The organism is Kitasatospora sp. NPDC058162, from assembly GCF_042884005.1.
In the GTDB taxonomy this organism is placed as follows: domain Bacteria; phylum Actinomycetota; class Actinomycetes; order Streptomycetales; family Streptomycetaceae; genus Kitasatospora.
On the sequence record NZ_JBHVUS010000043.1, the window covers coordinates 33,707 to 50,941 of the forward strand.

At 74.9% G+C, this 17,235-nt stretch carries 17 protein-coding genes; 2 read left to right on the forward strand and 15 right to left on the reverse strand.

The window, feature by feature from the left end; translation table 11 throughout:
- Positions 1–420: 420 nt before the first annotated feature.
- The gene (locus tag ACFVXG_RS40610; protein WP_387935355.1) at positions 421–1,230 is read left to right on the forward strand and encodes an SDR family oxidoreductase; all 810 of its coding nucleotides are present in this window, start codon (positions 421–423) and stop codon (positions 1,228–1,230) included.
- A 13-nt stretch (positions 1,231–1,243) separates the two neighbouring features.
- On the opposite strand, the gene ACFVXG_RS40615 is transcribed toward ACFVXG_RS40610, so the two are convergent.
- The 9 genes from ACFVXG_RS40615 to ACFVXG_RS40655 all read right to left on the reverse strand — a co-directional run bounded on the left by ACFVXG_RS40615 (position 1,244) and on the right by ACFVXG_RS40655 (position 8,397).
- On the reverse strand, positions 1,244–1,897 hold the full coding sequence (locus tag ACFVXG_RS40615; protein WP_387935356.1) for an alkaline shock response membrane anchor protein AmaP: 654 nt from the start codon (positions 1,895–1,897) through the stop codon (positions 1,244–1,246).
- The gene (locus ACFVXG_RS40620) at positions 1,894–2,508 is read right to left on the reverse strand and encodes a DUF6286 domain-containing protein (RefSeq protein WP_387935358.1); all 615 of its coding nucleotides are present in this window, start codon (positions 2,506–2,508) and stop codon (positions 1,894–1,896) included. The genes ACFVXG_RS40615 and ACFVXG_RS40620 overlap by 4 nt, the downstream gene beginning before the upstream one ends.
- Before the next feature lie 125 nt (positions 2,509–2,633).
- A complete protein-coding gene (locus ACFVXG_RS40625) occupies positions 2,634–3,017 on the reverse strand; it encodes a hypothetical protein (protein ID WP_387935359.1) in 384 nt (127 codons plus the stop codon).
- The gene (locus tag ACFVXG_RS40630) at positions 3,017–3,208 is read right to left on the reverse strand and encodes a hypothetical protein (RefSeq protein ID WP_063349611.1); all 192 of its coding nucleotides are present in this window, start codon (positions 3,206–3,208) and stop codon (positions 3,017–3,019) included. Before ACFVXG_RS40630 ends, ACFVXG_RS40625 begins: the two co-directional genes overlap by 1 nt.
- 73 nt (positions 3,209–3,281) lie before the next feature.
- Positions 3,282–3,842 carry an Asp23/Gls24 family envelope stress response protein gene (locus ACFVXG_RS40635; protein ID WP_387935361.1) on the reverse strand — a complete coding sequence of 187 codons (561 nt, stop codon included), beginning with the start codon at positions 3,840–3,842 and terminating at the stop codon, positions 3,282–3,284.
- Positions 3,843–4,001: 159 nt separating this feature from the next.
- Entirely contained in the window at positions 4,002–4,808 is an 807-nt protein-coding gene (locus tag ACFVXG_RS40640) for an enoyl-CoA hydratase/isomerase family protein (protein ID WP_387935362.1), read from the reverse strand.
- Positions 4,809–5,040: 232 nt separating this feature from the next.
- A complete protein-coding gene (locus ACFVXG_RS40645) occupies positions 5,041–5,274 on the reverse strand; it encodes a helix-turn-helix domain-containing protein (RefSeq protein ID WP_030059940.1) in 234 nt (77 codons plus the stop codon).
- Between the two features lie 327 nt (positions 5,275–5,601).
- Positions 5,602–7,200 (reverse strand): ABC-F family ATP-binding cassette domain-containing protein, encoded by a 1,599-nt coding sequence (locus tag ACFVXG_RS40650; protein WP_387935364.1) that lies wholly within the window; start codon positions 7,198–7,200, stop codon positions 5,602–5,604.
- A 207-nt stretch (positions 7,201–7,407) separates the two neighbouring features.
- Positions 7,408–8,397, reverse strand: coding sequence for a hypothetical protein (locus ACFVXG_RS40655; protein ID WP_387935366.1), 990 nt, complete (start codon positions 8,395–8,397; stop codon positions 7,408–7,410).
- Positions 8,398–8,766: 369 nt separating this feature from the next.
- Here ACFVXG_RS40655 and ACFVXG_RS40660 point away from each other — a divergent pair, with 369 nt between their 5' ends.
- Positions 8,767–9,972, forward strand: coding sequence for a glycoside hydrolase family 26 protein (locus ACFVXG_RS40660; RefSeq protein ID WP_387935368.1), 1,206 nt, complete (start codon positions 8,767–8,769; stop codon positions 9,970–9,972).
- 3 nt (positions 9,973–9,975) lie between these two features.
- Here ACFVXG_RS40660 and ACFVXG_RS40665 read toward each other — a convergent pair whose 3' ends face one another.
- Genes ACFVXG_RS40665 through ACFVXG_RS40690 form a run of 6 tightly spaced genes read right to left on the reverse strand, consistent with a single transcriptional unit; the run spans position 9,976 to position 17,234 of the window.
- Positions 9,976–11,136: a GNAT family N-acetyltransferase gene (locus ACFVXG_RS40665; RefSeq protein WP_387935370.1), complete on the reverse strand. Its 1,161-nt coding sequence runs from the start codon at positions 11,134–11,136 to the stop codon at positions 9,976–9,978.
- Entirely contained in the window at positions 11,133–11,984 is an 852-nt protein-coding gene (locus tag ACFVXG_RS40670; RefSeq protein WP_387935372.1) for a Wzz/FepE/Etk N-terminal domain-containing protein, read from the reverse strand. Before ACFVXG_RS40670 ends, ACFVXG_RS40665 begins: the two co-directional genes overlap by 4 nt.
- 49 nt (positions 11,985–12,033) lie before the next feature.
- Complete coding sequence (locus ACFVXG_RS40675) at positions 12,034–13,149, reverse strand: glycosyltransferase (protein WP_387935373.1); 1,116 nt, start codon at positions 13,147–13,149, stop codon at positions 12,034–12,036.
- Complete coding sequence (locus tag ACFVXG_RS40680) at positions 13,146–13,997, reverse strand: polysaccharide deacetylase family protein (RefSeq protein ID WP_387935375.1); 852 nt, start codon at positions 13,995–13,997, stop codon at positions 13,146–13,148. The genes ACFVXG_RS40675 and ACFVXG_RS40680 overlap by 4 nt, the downstream gene beginning before the upstream one ends.
- Positions 13,987–15,747 carry a lipid II flippase MurJ gene (locus ACFVXG_RS40685; protein WP_387935377.1) on the reverse strand — a complete coding sequence of 587 codons (1,761 nt, stop codon included), beginning with the start codon at positions 15,745–15,747 and terminating at the stop codon, positions 13,987–13,989. Before ACFVXG_RS40685 ends, ACFVXG_RS40680 begins: the two co-directional genes overlap by 11 nt.
- A complete protein-coding gene (locus ACFVXG_RS40690; protein ID WP_387935378.1) occupies positions 15,744–17,234 on the reverse strand; it encodes an O-antigen ligase family protein in 1,491 nt (496 codons plus the stop codon). Before ACFVXG_RS40690 ends, ACFVXG_RS40685 begins: the two co-directional genes overlap by 4 nt.
- Between the last annotated feature and the right edge of the window lies 1 nt (position 17,235).

A 17,235-nucleotide genomic window follows, 5' to 3' on the forward strand; every position in this document is an offset into this window, starting at 1 on the left:
CACTCCTCCCGAACAACCACCACCGACGCTAAACCTTCCCCCCGACGTCAACGCCAGCCCAACCCGCACCCACCCCTCCCGGACGCGCGTGCCCCGCCCCGCGCACCCACCACCAAAACCCACCCACCCCCAACCCGCACCAACCCACCCACAGCAACCACCCCCCTCCCCCCACCCGCCCCAGGCGAGAGGGACGCGCTGCGGGAGGGGGCGGTGGAGGGGGTGGGTGCGGAGAGGGGCGTGACGGGTGATTTTCAGACCGCCAACGGTCTCAACCCCCCTCGATGAGGGTCGGCGGTCCGAAAATCATCCAGCCCCCGGAGCGCCCACCCCCGGAACCACCCCCGGACCCACCCACCCTCCCGAAAGCCCACCCCCACACCGAAGCCCCCCGCGCAGCGGCCCGGCAAGATGTCCCCCATGGATCTCGGACTCAAGAACAAGACCTACATCGTCACCGGCGCCACCCGAGGCCTCGGCCTCGCCACCGCCCGCGAACTCGTCGCCGACGGCGCCAACGTCCTCATCAGCGGCCGCACCCAACAAGCCGTCGACACCGCCGTAGCCGAACTCGAAAAGCTCGGCACCGCCCACGGCTCCGGCACCGCCCCCGGCTCTGGCGCCACCACCGGCACCGCCCACGGCCTGGTCGCCGACAACGCCGCCCCCGACACCGCCGACCGCCTGATCGCCGAGGCCACCACCCGCTTCGGCCGCTTCGACGGCATCCTGATCAGCGTCGGCGGCCCGCAGGCCGGCCCGGTCGAGACCACCCCGGAGTCCGCCTGGCGCGACGCCTTCGAGTCCGTCTTCCTCGGCGCCCTCCGCCTCGCCCGTACCGCGGCCGCCGCCCTCCCCTCCGGCGGGGTGATCGGCTTCGTGCTCTCCAGCTCCGTCCGTCAGCCGATCCCCGGCCTCGGCATCTCCAACGGTCTGCGCCCCGGCCTAGCGATGGCCGCCAAGTCCCTGGCCGACGAGCTCGGCCCCCGCGGCATCCGGGTGCTCGGCCTGCTCCCGGCCCGGATCGACACCGACCGGGTCCGCGAGCTCGACGCCCTCGCCCCCGACCCGGAGGCCGCCCGCGACCACCACAGCGCCACCATCCCGCTGCGCCGCTACGGCACCCCCGAGGAGTTCGGCAAGGTCGCCGCCTTCGTGCTCTCCCCCGCCGCCTCCTACCTGACCGGCCTGATGGTCCCGGTCGACGGCGGCGCCCTCCGCTCCCTCTGAGTCCCGAGAAGAGCTACTCCAGCTGACGACGCTCCCGCCGCCCCCGTCGCCGCCCGAACCGGCGCCGCCGCCCGGCGGGAGCCTCCTGCAGCACCCGGATCCGCAGGTCGGCCGGCAGGTCCGCCAGCCCCAGGCTCCGTACGGCGTCCGCCCGCGGCCCGTCCTCGAAGTGCTCCACCAGCCCGACCGGGTCCCCGCCCGGCGTCAGCCGTACGGCGCCCCGCAGCCGCGGATGCCCGGGGGCCCGCACCAACCGCACCCCGGCCCGCTCGACTTCGGGCAGGACGACCGTGCCGTGCTCCAACGCCTCCTCCAGCGCCCGCGAATTCACCCGCATCCGCAGCCCGCGCACCCCTGGCGTCGGCACCGCGATGTGGGCCAGCCCGGTCCGCCGCAGCTGCGCCACCAACCACCAGGCCATGCCCAGCACCAACAGCGACAGCCCCCCGATCACCGTCGGCCACCACCACGAGGACCCGACCCACCGCACCCGGGAGCGCGCACTGACCACCGGCTGGTCCGGCGAGGTCAGCGGCCACCAGCTCGGCGGATCGACCCCCACCCGCCGGTACAGGTCCAACCCGCCCGCCAGCACCAGCACCCCGACCCCCACGAGCACCGCCCCCACCACCGCCAGCAGCACCCGATTGACGACCGTCCGAGTCATCCCTCCCCCTCCCCCGCCCGCTCCCGCGCACCTTCCGTCACGACCCCACCCGCCACAGCCCCGCCCCCCACCGCACCACCCGCCACAACACCGCTCGCCACCTCACCCGCCGGCCCCCGCCAGGACCGCACGTCCAACCGCGGCGGCTGCGCCAGCCCCACCCGCGCCAGCTCCTCCCGCAGCTGCCGCTGCACCCCCGCCGGGTCCACCGGCCCGCTGACCGACACCCGCAGTCGGCGCCGCCCGACCTTGATCCGCAGGTGCTCGATGCCCCCCAGCCCGGCGGCCCGGTCCGCCAGCAGGTGCCCGATCCCGGCCCGGTCGATCGCCGCCGCCGTCCCGCCGTACGGCCGCAGCACCAGCCACCGCCGCAGTCCGGGCGCGAACGCCAACCACAGCAGCCATCCCCCGACCAGCGCCGAGACCCCAGCCCCCACCAACACCCACAGATCGTCCAAGTGCCGCGTGGCCAGCTCGTCCGCGATCTGCGCCCGCCACCGCCGGGCCGGCTGCCCGACCCGCACCGCGACCGCGTCGTACAGCAGCGCCCCCGCCACCACCAGCACCCCCGTGGCGACCAGCGCCGCCGCAGCCGCCCGCCCCGACCTCAACCGGGGCACCTTCCGCACCGCCCCCACCCCCACCTCCGACCCCGACCCCACCTCCGACCCCGACCCCACCTCCTCCCCCGAACCCGACCCCGACCCCGAACCCGACCCCGCCGCCGCATCCCCCCTCACCACGCTCCCCCCGCCACCAACTTCTCGACCACCACGACCACTTCGGACACCCTGGTCCCGGTCAGCCCGACCACCTCCGCCGCCACCCGGTCCCGCACCCCCCGAGCGAGGCCCGCGAGGTCGGCGGGAAACGGCAGCTCCAGCGTCACCCGGACGGTCACCGTGCTGCCCGGCCGCGCCACCGACACCCGTGGCGGCGCCCCCTTCACCGACCGCCCGGCCCACACCTCGGCGAGCACCACCCGCACGGCGTGCCCCGCGATCCGCTCGTACACCCGGTCCGCGACCCGAAGCCGCCCCCGCCGCGCCGTACCGGAGACCGCGCCGGAGGCCGCACCGGAAGCCGCACCGGAGACGGGCGCGGGAACGGCGCCCCCCATCAGCGCCGCCGGTCGCGGCCGCGGAGCAGGTCCCCGAGGTCGCCGAGTTCGATGTCACCCTCCAGCAGCCGCCCGGCCACGAAGCCGACCAGCCCGAGCGCCGCCACCAGCAGGAACGCCGCGAACCCGCCGAAGTACCCGGCGAAGCCGAGGGCCATGCCCACCACCAGGCCGACGATGGCCAGGTTCATCCGCTACTCCCTCGTCCTCCACCGATCGCCGACGCCCCGGGCGAACCCCGCGGCCGGGTGCTACTGCCGGGTGCTACTTGAGCTTGGGCCGCTGCCCCGATGACGCCATCGGCTCCTCTTCCTCCTCGAACTCCGGTTCGTCCGGGAGGTGGACGTCATTGACCGCGATGTTGACCTCGACGACCTCCAGGCCGGTCATCCGCTCGACCGCGTCGATGATGTTCTCCCGCACCTGGCGGGCGAGTTCGGGGATCACCACGCCGTACTCGACCACCAGGGCGATGTCGATCGCGGTCTGCTTCTCGCCGACCTCGGCCTTGATCCCGCGCCCGATGCTCGACTTCCCGCCGGGGACCCGGTCCCGCATGGCGCCGAAGGTGCGGGCCAGCCCGGAGCCCAGCGCGTGGATGCCGGAGACCTCCCGGGCCGCCATCCCGGCGATCTTCTCCACCACGCCGACCGCCAACGCCGTACGGCCGCGCTCGCTCGCCGGCCGCCCACCGTCCCCGCCGGACGCGCCGCCCGCACCGCCCGCGCCGGAGGCGGACGCAGGCCGGGCACCGGCGGGCGGCCCGGGTGTGGGCCCACCGCCGGGGTTCTTGTGCAGGGTCGCGGGCGTCGGAGTGTCAGGCATGGGGCGAATCTCCCTCGTAGCGGCTCCAGCTATATCGCAAACCTCCCCAACTCTGGCATTCCGCCACGAGCCCCGCCCGCCGAGCGCACCCCGGAAACGCCGGAGGCCCGGCCCCGGGGTGCTCCCCCGGGGCCGGGCCCCACCGCAGTGGTCAAGGAATCAGTCGCCGATCCCGGCGAGTTCCCGCAGCCGTCGGGCCTGGGCCGCCCGTTCGGCCGAACGCTGCTCGTCGTACGACCGTCCGGACGCGCCCTGGAGCAGCGCCTTGGTCTCGATCACGGCCCCGCGCGGCGCGGCCAGCAGGGCGGCGGCGAGGTCCCGGGCGGCGCCGTCGAGCTCCGTGCCGGGCACCGACAGGTTGGCCAGCCCGATCGCGGCGGCCTCCTCGGCGCCGACCCAGCGGCCGGTCGCGCAGATCTCCAGCGCCCGGGCGTAGCCGACGAGTTCGACCAGCGGCTTGGTCCCGGCCAGGTCGGGGACGAGCCCGAGCGAGGTCTCCTTCATGGCGAACTGCACGTCGTCGGCGACCACCCGCAGGTCGCAGCCGAGCGCGAGCTGGAATCCGGCGCCCACGGCGTGGCCCTGGACGGCGGCGATGGTGACCAGGTCGGCGCGGCGCCACCAGGTGAAGGCCTCCTGGTACGCGGCGATGGCCTCGTCCAGTTCCTGGTCGGCGGAGCCGGCCAGCTGCAGGAAGGTGGGCTCACCGGGGATGCCCTCGGGGGTGAACATGGCCCGGTCCAGCCCGGCGGAGAACGAGACGCCCTCGGCGCGCAGCAGCACCACCCGCACGCTGCCGGGCAGTTCGCGGCCGGCCTGGGCGAGGGCGCGCCAGAGTGCGGGCGACTGGGCGTTGCGCCGCTTGGGCTGACAGAGGGTGACGACGGCGAGCTCGCCGTCGATCTCCAGTCGGACGCCGTCCCGCTCCCAGCTCGGGGCCTGCGGGTCGGTGGCGGGGGCGGTCATGCGGGAACCTCCGGTGGCGGGGGACTTGGCTACCGGAGGGTAACAAACCTGGACGCGGACGGGCAGGGCCCCGGCCCGGAAAGATCGGAACGACACCTGGGGTCCGGCGTCCGGACATGACGATCGGCGGCCGGTCCACTCGATCCGAGGGCGGACGCCCAGCTGTGGTGTGCTGTCGTCTCCTCGGTCGGCGTCCTGCCGCCGCGCCATCCAGCTCAGGGCTGACGGACCGTCAGGAACCGGCTCCGGCAGTCGCCTTGTTCTTGCCACGCGTGGCACCGCCGCGGCCCCGGAGGATCACTCCGGACTCGCTCAGCATCCGGTGCACGAAGCCGTACGAACGACCGGTCTCCTCCGCGAGAGCGCGAATGCTCGCCCCGGAGTCGTACTTCTTCTTGAGATCGGCCGCGAGCTTCTCACGCGCGGCACCGGTCACCCGGCTGCCCTTTTTCAGAGTCTCGGCCACCCGTGCCTCCTCGTAGCGTTGCTCGGTCAGATTCCCATGATCACCCATCCACCGCGTCCTGGCCACCCATTCGACAAGGTCGATGTCGCAAATGCGTGGTCCTGCGGTGGTGATCCGAGCGCACCAGGGCGCTCACGCAGAGTGCACGCCCCCGGGCGGCTGCCGCCGGTTGCCGAGAAAGAGCTGATCAGCAGCGTCGGCCCGACCACGTTCGAGTGGCGGGCCGACGGGAAGTGCTTAAACGGAATCCGGGTCTTCTTCATTCCCGGACACGCCGAAAGGACTAGATATTCTGGGCCGAAAAGCGGATCCGGCGTCTACTTCCGGTCAGGCCAGCGAGACCAGATCGGCGTACGACGGGTTCCACAGGTCCTCGACCCCGTCCGGCAGCAGGATGATCCGCTCCGGGTCGAGCGCCTGGACGGCGCCCTCGTCGTGGGTGACCAGCACGACCGCGCCGGAGAACTCGCGCAGCGCGCCCAGGATCTCCTCGCGGCTGGCCGGGTCGAGGTTGTTGGTGGGCTCGTCCAGCAGCAGCACGTTGGCCGAGGAGACCACCAGGGTGGCCAGGGCCAGACGGGTCTTCTCGCCGCCGGAGAGCACCCCGGCCGGCTTGTCCACGTCGTCGCCGGAGAACAGGAAGGACCCGAGGATCTTGCGGATCTGCACCAGGTCGGTGTCCGGCGCGGCCGAGCGCATGTTCTCCAGAACGCTGCGGTCCGGGTCGAGCGTCTCGTGCTCCTGGGCGTAGTAGCCGATCTTCAGGCCGTGGCCCGGGATCACCTCGCCGGTGTCCGGCGCCTCCACCCCGGCCAGCATCCGCAGCAGGGTGGTCTTGCCGGCGCCGTTGAAGCCCAGCACGACGACCCGGGAGCCCCGGTCGATCGCCAGGTCGACGTCGGTGAAGATCTCCAGCGAGCCGTAGGACTTGGACAGGCCGGCCGCGGTCAGCGGGGTCTTGCCGCAGGGGGCCGGCTCCGGGAAGCGCAGCTTGGCGACCTTGTCGTTCATCCGGACCTGCTCCAGGCCGGAGAGCAGCTTGTCGGCGCGGCGGGCCATGTTCTGCGCGGCCACCGTCTTGGTCGCCTTGGCGCGCATCTTGTCGGCCTGGGCGTTCAGGGTCGCGGCCTTCTTCTCGGCGTTGGCCCGCTCGCGCTTGCGGCGCTTCTCGTCGTCCTCGCGCTGCTGCTGGTACTGCTTCCAGCCCATGTTGTAGACGTCGATGGCGGAGCGGTTGGCGTCCAGGTAGAAGACCTTGTTGACGACCGTCTCGACCAGGTCGACGTCGTGCGAGATGACGATGAAGCCGCCCTTGTACGTCTTCAGGAAGTCCCGCAGCCAGACGATCGAGTCGGCGTCCAGGTGGTTGGTGGGCTCGTCGAGCAGCAGCACGTCGGAGTCCGAGAAGAGGATCCGGGCCAGCTCGACGCGGCGGCGCTGACCACCGGAGAGAGTGTGCAGCGGCTGGCCGAGGATGCGGTCCGGCAGGCCCAGCGCGGCGGCGATGGTGGCGGCCTCGGCCTCGGCGGCGTACCCGCCCTTGGTGAGGAACTCGGTCTCCAGGCGCGCGTACTTCTTCATCGCGTTGTCCCGGGTGGCGCCCTTGCCGTTGGCCATCCGCTCCTCGTTCTCGCGCATCTTCTTCAGCACGGTGTCGAGGCCGCGGGCGGAGAGGATGCGGTCCTTGGCCAGGACGTCGAGGTCGCCGGTGCGCGGGTCCTGCGGGAGGTAGCCGACCTCGCCCGAGCGGGTGATCGTACCGGCGGCGGGCAGTCCCTCACCGGCCAGCACCTTGGTGAGCGTGGTCTTGCCGGCGCCGTTGCGCCCGACCAGACCGATCCGGTCGCCGGCGGCGACCTTGAAGCTCGCGGACTCGATCAGGATCCGGGCACCGGCACGCAGCTCTAGGGCGTTGGCGGAAATCATGGCTGGGTCTGCTCCTGGGACGTGGGCGGGCGGCCGGGTACGGACCCGGGCTGCGGGAAGGAGGGCTTCATCGGCGGTCGGCGCGGTGGAACTGGGCGCCGCCGCCCGCTATTGCCCGGAGAAGATAGCCATGGCGGCCAGTCTACCGGGCCGCGCGAAACGCCCCGGGGGCGTACCGCCCCGGGGTACCCGCCGGCCGTCCGCCGGCTACTGCTGCGGCGTGGCCGCCGGGTCCGCCGGGGTGACGGGGGCCGCCGGGGCGGTCGCCGTCGGGCTCGCCGAGGGGTCGACGCAGCCGCCCTGGGGGCGGACCGCGGCGAACGGGGCGTCCGGGTTGGCGCAGCCCGTCTCGGGGGCGGCCGCCTTGGTGTCGAAGACCTTGGGCGGGACGATCGGGCCGTCGGTGATCTCCACCCGGCCGGCGTCCAGCACCTTCACCGTCGCGGCCGGGCCGGTGGTCATCGACCAGCCGTTGCTGTCCAGCCGGTAGCCGGTGATGCCGCCGGAGACGGCCGCCCCGCTGCTGTTGGTGCAGGTGCGGGGGATGAGCACGGCGTAGTCGGTGTGCACGGTGCGCAGCGGGTCGTAGAGGCAGCCGGTGGAGGGCCGGTCGTTGTAGCGCAGGTCGCCGTCGGCGTCGCGCAGGCCCATGGTCAGGCTGGGCGTCACCAGGGCCAGCCAGGGCGAGCCGTCCCGCTGGACGGTGTGCAGCGCGGCGGCGGCCCGCTGCTTGGCGGTGTCCTTGCGCTGGGCGTCGGTGCGCTTGTCGGCACCCGGCTCGCCGTCGGCCCGCAGGTAGTCCGCCAGGCCGGGCACGGCGCGGTGCCAGCGCACCTCGTGGTCACCCGGGCGCACCGAGGTGACCAGGCCGTCGTCCCAGACCACGATCGCGTTGTCCCCGGCCATCGCCAGGTAGAGCGCCTCGGCGCCCTCCCGGCGGTACGTCCAGGCCCGCTCGCCGGTCTGCTTGTGGTACGCCTCCAGGCCGGGGCCGACCACCCGCAGGTCCAGGTCGGCCGAGCTGACCGACTGCGAGTTGACCGGCGTCGCGTCCGCGTCACCCGGACCGGCCACCCGGTCGCCGAACGGCACCGGCTTGTTCGCGTGCGCCGCAGCACCGGCCGCAAGGACCAGCATCACCGCCAGGGCAGGCAGGATCGAGCGGGGGGTGAGGACACGCGGCGGCTTCCAGGACACGGCCGGAGCGTACCTTTCGGCGGGTGCGCGAGTCAGCCCGGAATCGCCGCCGGGGCGCCCGGTCGACCGCACGGCGGACCGTGCGCGCCCGTCCGGTACGCCCGCCCGCCCACCTGCGCCGTCGGCCCCCCGGCCGATCGGCGGAACCCTCCGCGGCGGGCCCCGAGAGCCCCGCCGGACCGTTACAGAGCTGATACACGGGGCCGGGCCCGAAGGGTGTTGCGGCAGACGGCGTTCGAATATCGCCCACTTTAGGGTGACATTCGGCATTTCTCCCCTCCCCCGGGCCTACTGTCGGCGAGCGTGGCGCGACGCCCCGTCTCCGTCGTCGCCCGCCCGCCCAGCTCCCGCCCGACCGGAGGAGAGACCATGCGCATGGGCCGCCTGACGCTGGCCGCCGCCGCTCTGCTGCTGATGGCCACGGCCGGCTTCCCGGCCGGGACGCCGCTCAGCGGGACCGACCGGCACAGCCTCTCCTCGGACGCCTTCGAGCCGCGCGGCGCGGCCCCCCGCCCACCGGTCCAGCGGCCCCGGCACGAGCCGCCGTTCGGTGCCTTCGTCGGCTCCTGGGACGACTACATCCCGCAGATCGGCAAGTACGCCCAGTGGCTGGGCAACGCGAACATGCAGGTCGGCCACACCTACCTGGCGGGCAACGGCTGGGCGGACATCGAGGGCGAGCCGGTGGTGCTCGGCCTCTGGTCGCAGTGGCGGCTGGCCGACCCGTCCCGGCTGCTGGTGCTCGGCGTGCCGATGCTGGTGCCCAACGAGGCGCACGTGCCGGACGGCGAGGTCGCCAAACTGCTCGGCCAGGGCGCGCGCGGGGACTTCGACAGCCACTTCCTGCGGCTCGCCCGCCGGCTGGTGGCGCTCGGCGGTGCGGACACCGTGATCACCCTCGGCTGGGAGATGAACGGCATCACGTACACCCACCGCTGCAAGCCCGACCCGTCCGCGTGGAAGGCGTACTGGCGCCGGATCGTCGGGGTGATGCGCTCGGTGCCCGGGCAGCGGTTCCGCTTCGACTTCGCCCCCAACCGGGGCCTGGACGCCATCCCGTGGACCAAGTGCTACCCCGGCGACGACGTGGTCGACATCGTCGGCATGGACAGCTACGACCAGCCGGCCGGGAGCACCTTCGACGACTACGTGCGCGAGCCGTACGGCCTCCAGGACCAGGTGGAGTTCGCGGCCAAGCACGGCAAGTCGGTCTCGTACCCGGAGTGGGGGCTGTTCCGCAACGGCGACAACCCCGACTTCGTCCGCCGGATGGTCGACTGGATGCGCACCCACGACACCGCCTACCAGACCGTCACCGACTACTGCCCGCACGGCTTCTTCCAGTGCCGGAGCAATCCGCGCTCGACGGCGGCGTTCAAGCAGCTGATGGCGGGCTCGCCGGGGGCGCCGCAGGTCGTGCCGACGGCGCCCCCCGCCCCGGTCGCGCCGGTCGCACCGACCCGACCGGCCGTACCGAGCCCGAGCGTCGCGCCCACCCCGCCGGGCGCGACGCCGAGCCCGTCGGCCGGAGCCTCGCCCAGCCCCTCCCCCACCAGGACGCCGTCGCGCCGTTGAGCATCAGGCCCGGCGGCGGGCCAGGAGGGCCTCCTTGAGCCGGGGGAAGCGGGTGCGCAGCTGGTGCGCCACCGCCTGCCGGGCCCGCACCGCGCCGGCCCGGGCGGCGACCGCCGGGGCCGCTCCGGCCGGGCCCAGCAGCAGGCGCTGGTTGGGCGTCCCGTCCGGCCGCCAGCGCTGCTTGTACGGTTCCTGGCCGCGCAGCAGACCGAGCACCGGGACTCCCGCGCCGACCGTCTCGTCCAGGGCCGCGCTGAACAGCAGCCCGGCGATGTCCAGCCGCTCGCGCAGCACCGGGTGGGCGCCGTACATGTAGAGCCCGCCGAAGGAGGGGCAGAGCAGCAGCAGGTTGACCGCGACCAGCTCGCCGTCCAGGTGGAACTGGTGGACGGCCGCCCGGCCCGTGGCGACCAGGCCGGTGGTGGACTCGGTCAGGTGCCGGGCGAAGCGCTCGGTGCGGTGCTCGGCGGTGACGCCGCGCTCCTTCCACTGCAGGAAGTGCAGCCGCAGCAGGCCCTCCAGCGCGGCCGGCACCTCCTCCACCGGCGTGGACCGGACCTGCACCCCGGCCTCGGCGATCTTGCGCAGCTTCACCCGGCTGCGCTGGGCGGTCTTGCCGGGCACCCGCTTGAGCAGCCGCTCCATCGGGATGGCCGGCAGGTACTGGCAGAGCGAGTCCTGGTGGCGGCGACGGGCGCCGCGCCAGTGCTCGTACACCCGCTGCACCGCCGCCTCGGGGTGGACCTCGCGCAGCTCCAGCCAGTGCCAGGGGCGGGTGAGCGGGAGGGCGGCGGCGAACTCGGCGGCGGCCCGGTCGGCGCAGTCGTCGTCGAGCAGCACGTCGCCGTAGTCGACCAGCCCGGCGCCGAGGCCGGTGAGGCCGCCGAACGGGCCGCCCCGGCGCATGAAGGCGCCGGCGCCGACCAGCCGGCCGTCCCGGCGGACCAGCACCAGCAGCAGGGCGCCGGGGCGGCCGTAGTGGCGCCACCAGGACCGCTGCCAGACGCCGGCCTGGAAGAAGGTGGCGGTCCGGCAGCGGGCGACCAGGTCGTCCCACTCCTCGGCGACGGTGTCCAGCGCGTCGTCCTCGCGGCGGAGCTCGGTGGTCCAGACGGGCGCGGCAGACTGGGCGGGGAGGCCGGCGGCCCGGGTCTCGGTGCTCATCGTCCGCTCCGGGCTGCGGCCTTCTCCTTGGCCGGCGGCTCGGCCGCGGCGGCGGGCTCCGCCTCGGGCGCGGTCTTCGCTCCGGTCTTCGCCTCGGTCTTCGCCCCGGTCTTCGCCGCGGTCTCGGGCTCGCCCTCGGGGGCGGGCTTCGACTCGGCCTTCGACTCGGCCTTGGCGCGGGCCTTGCCGGCCGGCTCCTCGGCGCGCGGACGGGGCGTCGCGGGGACCGGAGCCGGCTCAACGGCCTCGGGGGTCTCGGGGGCCTCAGGGGCCCCCGGCTCGGCGGCCGCGCCGCCGCGCCGACGGGTCATCAGCACCAGCGAGCCGAGCAGCAGCCCCGCCGCGGCGCCGACCGCGACGTCCAGCTTGGCGGAGGGCGTGGTCGGCTTGTCCGGCTCGGCGGCCGGCGCCAGCGTGACCAGCCGGACGTTGGTGTCCTTGCTGCTGGTGTTGGCGAAGGCGACCAGCGAGCGGGCCACCGCGTCGGCGGTCTCGGCCGCCTCCTGGGGGCGCCCCCCGGTGCCGGTGATCTCGATCATCGGGGCGTCCGGAGAGGTCGTCCCGGACACCAGGGTCTCCAGCTCGGACCGGGTGTGGCCGGTCTCGGCGGCTGCCACCGCGAGCACCTGCGGCTGGCCCGCGAGCCGGCCGTACGCCTGGGCGAAGTTGGTCGCGGTCGACGCCTCCCCCGGGTTCTGCGGCACCACGAGGACGTAGGCGCTGGCGGCGTACGAGGGGTGCGAGACGACGGCGTACCCGGCGCCGGCCGCGGCGCCCAGCGGCACCGCGAGGGCCACCGGCCACCAGCGGCGGACCAGGTGGCGGGCGCTTCGGAGCGGTGTGGTCATGTGGGTGTGGCTCCTTGGGTCTGGTACTGCGGTTCCGGCGGCGGGCGGGTCAGGCGCGGGCCAGCCGGTCGTAGAGGGCGCCCAGGTCGGCGGCGACCCGGGCGATGTCGTAGTGGCCGACGGCCGGCGGGTGCGGCAGCGGGTCGGCGATGTGGCCGCTCAACTGCCGCAGGTCGCGCAGCGCGGCGGCGTACGCGGCGGGCTCGGAGGGGATCCGGCGGGCCTGCGGGGCGGCGCTGGGCGGCAGTTCGTCCAGCGCCGGGCAGGCGCTGTGCCGCACCGGCAGACCGGCCGCGAGGCCCTCCAGCACGCCCAGGCCGAAGGTCTCCGCGGTGGAGGGGGCGGCCAGCACGTCCATCGCGGCCAGCAGGTCGGGGACGTCGGAGCGCTCACCGGTGAGCACCAGCCTTTCCCGGACGCCGAGTTCGGCCGCCCGGCGGTCCAGCCCGGCCCGCTCCGGGCCCTCCCCGACCAGCACCAGCCTGGTCCCCGGGTCGAGCTCGGCGAACGCCGCCAGCAGCACCTCGAAGCGCTTGCCGGGGACCAGCCGACCGACCCCGCCGACCACCCAACTGCCCTCCGGCAGGCCGAGTTCGGCCCGGATCCGGCGGCGGGCGGCGGCCCGCTCGGCGGGCGGACGGCGGTAGCCGGCGGTGTCGATGCCGTTCGGGATCAGCTCGATCCGGGCCGGCGGGACGCCCCAGGAGCGCAGCGTCTGGGCGACCTGCCGGGAGACCGCGACGGTGGTGCTGCCGAGCCGCTCGGCGGCCAAGTAGAGGCCCTTGACGCCCCGGGTGACCGGGCGGCCCTCGATCACCCCGGCGTGCAGCGAGTGCTCGGTGGAGACCACCGCCCGCACCCCGGCGAGCCGCGCGGCCAGCCGGCCGTACAGCTGAGCGCGGTAGAGGTGGGTGTGCACCAGGTCGTAGCGGCCGGCCCGGACCAGCCGGACCAGCCGGGGCAGCGCGCCGAGGTCCCGGTTGCCGCGCATGCCGAGGTGGTGCACGGTCACCCCGTCGGCGCGCAGCGCGTCGGCGACCGTGCCGGGATTGGTCAGCGCGAGCACCTCGCAGCGCTGGTGCGGCGGCAAGTGCCGCAACAGCAGGTGGAGTTGACGCTCGGCACCGCCGGAGGCGAGCCCGGTGACGATGTGCAGCACCTTCACGGCCGACTCTCCCGACCGCCGCGCTGCAACGAGGTGACGGCGTCGCGCAGCCGGTGGCGGCCCTTCTTGGCGCGCAGCCGCCAGGCGCCGTCGCGGTCGCCGACGTAGCAGCGGGGCAAGGCGAAGCGGCCGGTGAACGGGGAGTGGGCGATGGCGCAGGCGTAGTCGTAGCCCGCGTCGCGCACGGCCGCGGCGGCGGGCCGGTCGACGGCCCCGTACGGGTAGCAGAAGCCGGTGACCGGGCCGCCGACGACCTCCTCCAGCAGCCGCCGGCTCTCCCGGGTCTGCACCGCCAGGACGTCGGCGGGCAACCCGGGCAGCGCCTGGTGGCCGAGGCCGTGGGAGCCGATCTCCCAACCGGCGGAGGCCAGTTCGGTGACCTCCTCGACGGTGAGCAGCTTCTTGCGCGGGCCCTCGGTGTCCCAGCCGTTGTCCTGGCCGAGCAGGTCGGCGACGACGTAGGCGGTGGCGGTGAAGCCGTACGCCTGGAGGATCGGGACGGCGTACCGGGCGAAGTCCGCGTAGCCGTCGTCGAAGGTCAGGCCGACCAACTTGTCGTCCCGCCCCCGGGCCCGGGCCCGCATCAGCTCGCGGACCGAGACCCCGCGCCGCCCGCGCCGGTGCAGCCAGCCGATCTGCTCGGCGAACCGCTCAGGGCTGACGGTGAGTTGGTACGGGTCCTCCTCCTCGACCGCCACCGAGTGGTACATCAGGATCCACGGCGAGGAGGAGCCGGGCAGGGCGGCTTCGCCGACCGTACCGCGGCTCCTGGGCAGTCGCGCCCGGTCGGACGGGGCGTCGCTGGCGCCCGCCCGGGCCGAACGGACGGTTCCCCGTTCATCGTCCATGGGGGAACTTCCCTTCGTCGGCGACGGTTGGCGGGTTCGGGGCCCGCCGGACGGGCCCGAGTCCCAGGACCCGGGCGGCGGCAAGGACCGGGCCGCGCACCTCGTCGGCCCGGAGCCCGGTGCCGAGGGCGGCGAAGACCAGCACCACGGTGAGGCCCCCGGAGAGGGTCGAGAGCAGCGGATCGGCCGCCAGGCCGGCGGCGGCCGCGCCCAGGGCGGTGGCCCCGGCGGCGGCGGCGACCAGCCGGGCGTGGCCGCCGAGCACCCGGCGCAGCCGCAGCGGGATGCCGCGCAGCACCAGGCCGCGCAGCAGCAGCGCGGCGGCGGCGGTGATCCCGGCCGCGTTGCCGGCGGCCAGGCCGAGGGCGCCGAACCGGGGCGTGGCGAGCAGGCCGACGGTGACGGTCACCCCGAGGCCGAGCAGCATCGCGGCGACCGGGTACCAGTCCAGCAGCCGGCGCCCGCCGTCCTCGCTGCGCGGGTCGTCGGCCCGGCGGACCACCGGGCGCAGCGAGAAGTACGGGCGGATCATCACGCCCATCAGCGCCTGGGCGGGCAGCCCGAAGCTGTACACCCGGATGACGGCCGCGGTGGCGGTGGTGTCGCCGGGTCCGAAGGCGCCGCGCTCGAACAGCAGCGAGACCGCCGAGGGCGCGCAGGCCATCAGGAAGGCCGTACCGAGCAGCACGACCGCCGCGGCCTGGCCGAGGTCCTTCTCGACCCGGTCCCGGGCCGCGGTGAGGTCCCCCGCCGCGAGCGCCCGGGCGACCAGCGGGAAGGTGACGGTGCAGATCAGGATGCCCGCCGTCATGGCGAGTTGGGAGACCTTGGCCGCGTAGTTGAGGTGCGAGATGGTGCCGGGCGGCAGCGCCGAGCCGAGGTAGCGCTCGACGAACACCTGGGACTGCCGGGTCAGCGTGAAGGCGGCCACCGGCAGCAGGGCCAGCGGCATCAGCACCAGCGCGTTGCGGCCGCGCCGGGTGCGGCCGGCCCCGGCCTGGCCGGCCCGCAGGTGCCGCAGGAACGGGCCGACCAGCAGGACGGCCATCAGCAGGCTGCCGAGCGCCACGCCGAGGGCGGCGGAGCGGACCCCGAGGACGCCGTGGAAGCCGAACAGCAGGGCCAGGATGCCCAGGTTGTAGGCGACGTAGATGCCCGCCGGGGCGGTGAAGCTGTGGTGGGCGCGCAGGGCGGCGGCCAGGTAGCCGGCCACGCCGAACGGCAGCACGGTGATCGCGGTGATCCGGGTGCAGGAGACGGCCAGGCCCGGGTCGGGCAGACCGGGGGCGAGGAGTTCCACCAGCTTGGGGGCGCCGAGCGCGGCGGCCAGCGCGAGCCCGCTCAGGGCGAGCAGCAGCCCGGGCAGGGTGGCGCGGACCAGCTGGCGGACCGGGTCGGGGGCGTCCGGGTCCTCCTCGCGCAGCACCAGGGCGAGGGCGAAGGCGGGCACCATGAGGAAGGACATGGCGTCCTCGATCAGCAGCGGTGCGGCCGTCTCGGGCACGGTCCAGGCGACCAGGAAGGCGTCGGTGCCCTGGCTGGCGCCGAAGTAGCGGGCCAGCAGGAGGTCGCGCAGCAGGCCGAGGCCGGAACCGGCCGCGCTGAGCACGGCGGTGACGCCGAAGGCCCTGGCGAGGAAGCCGCCCCGGGGTGCCCGGCCCGGCCCGGGGGCCGGGGCCCGGAGGGGGACGGGGGCGCTGCGCGGGGCCGGGAGGGCGGAGGCGAGGACGACGGGCTGGTCGGTGGTCACGTGTTCATCGCCCGCTCCCGGGCGGCGGCGCGGGCCGCGAGGCCGAGGACGACGGAGGTCAGCACCGTGGTGGTGCCGCCGATGTCGGCGTACAGGAAGTCGACCAGCACCCAGGTGAGCAGCGCGAGGGCCGCGAGCGAGGTGCCGCGGCGGTGCCGCAGGCAGCCGAGGAGGAGGCCGAGGAAGAGCGCGGTGTAGGCGGTGATGCCGATCAGGCCCTGCTCGCTGAGCACCAGGAAGTACATGTTGTGCGGGGAGAGCAGCGGTTCGCGCTGGAAGCCGATGGTGGAGTCGGCGGCGTCGCTGCCGGAGGACAGCCGCAGCGGGGCGTGGCTGTCGCGCAGCCGGGGGAAGGCCTTCGGCCCGGCGCCGTGGACGGGGTGGTCCTGCCAGATCCGCCCGGCGGTGGCCCACAGGTCGTAGCGGTCGGAGACGGACTGGTCGGGTGCGGCGGAGACGGAGCCGATCGAGCTGAGCCGCTCGGTGACGCCGGAGGCGCCGAGGCCGAGGCCGCCGACCAGGACGACCGCGGCGGCCAGGCCCAGGACGGCGCTGCGGACCAGCAGCCGGGCGTCCGCGCGCAGCAGCAGCACGGTGGCGGCGACGCCGGTGGCGATCCAGCTGCCGCGGCTGAACGAGACGGCGAGCGGGAAGGCCAGGAAGGCGGCGGCGGCGAACATCGCCCGGCGCAGGCGTGCGTTGCCTCCGGGGCCTGGCGTCGAACTCCCGTCGTTCGCCCGCAGGGCGGGCGGGGCGGCGTTGGGGTGCGTGCATCGCAAGGCGGAGGAGGGCGCCACTGCGGAGCATTGGCAACCGACGACAACGCGGCGAGGTGCGTGCCCCGGCGTCGCCCCGCAGGCGGGAGTTCGACGCCAGGTCCCAGGACCCCGCTCGCCGAGGGCGAGGGCGAGGGCGGCGAGCAGCCCGTAGCTGACCACGGTGGACATCGCCATGATGTCCAGCGCGCCGAAGGTGCCGACGGCCCGGATCGGCTGGCCGGTGTAGGAGGCGCCGGTGCGGGTGAGGTACTGGTTCGCCCCGACCACGCCCTGGATCAGCGCGGCGAGCACGAAGGAGCCGAGGACCAGGCGCTGGTCGGTGCGGTCGCGCAGCGAGCAGAGCACGGCGGCCGGCACCAGGACGAACACCTGGGTGAGCCGGACGAAGCCGGTGAGGCTGGTGGTCGGGTCGATCGAGCCCATGGTGGCGACGGCGGCGGCGACCACGATGCCGCCGAACAGCGCGCAGGTGGCGCGGCTGATCGCGGGCAGCCGTCCGCGCAGCAGGTTGAGCGCGGTGAGGGCGACCAGGGCGAGCGAGGCGACGTCGGCGGCGGTGACGTGGACGGCCGCGGTGACGTCCTTCTCCCCGGCGGGCACGCAGACCAGCAGGACGGTGGCCGCCGCGAGCAGGCTGGACCGGTCCGCGAGCGCGGGCAGAGCCCGCCGTAACACCGGCCGGGGAAGGGCCGGGAGGGTCAGGGCCACG